Source organism: Vibrio sp. 811 (assembly GCF_033339195.1).
In genome coordinates, this window is record NZ_JAWOUB010000872.1 from 1 (window position 1) to 535 (window position 535).

1 protein-coding gene is annotated in these 535 nt (G+C 31.6%); it reads right to left on the reverse strand.

The annotated features are described in order from the left end of the window. Positions 1-140, reverse strand: a 140-nt coding sequence (locus tag R7Q46_RS29870) for a twin-arginine translocation signal domain-containing protein (RefSeq protein WP_318078682.1), incomplete at its 3' end; no start/stop codon positions are given. Between the last annotated feature and the right edge of the window lie 395 nt (positions 141-535).

Genomic DNA, 535 nt, shown 5'->3' on the forward strand with positions numbered 1-535 from the left:
CTCCAATCAATTTTCTGTGCGCGGGCTTGTGCTACACCTGAAAAAGCATAAGCACCAACACCAGCCACAACGGCACCCGTTGCGCCTTTAAGAAAATTACGTCGGCTGCGATTAGTCTGAATAGAATCCTTGTCGCTCATTTTTTCGATCCTTGTCGGAAATTAGCCGTATTATTAATTTTTAAACGCGTAACTATCTGTTACTAAAACATTATTACCTATTCAAACCAGACTTTAATTTTTTACTCTGCTATTAAGTGACTTTAGTTCCACTTTTTTAGCTTATTTGATGACATAAGCAACAGTTTCGCTTCCAACCAATAAACAACTGAATACATATTAAAATATTCATTAAATTGACTATTTTTATGATAAACGCTTAATAAGAGTTTTATCTATAAACAAACAGTGAGCTTTGTTATAAATTCATTAAAAATTTAACTTTGTATTAATTAGAAAATTCAGCGTCATATTTGTTCAACTGCGACTATTCTTTTTATAACCAAGTAATCTCAATATGTTAAGTTTCATAAAAT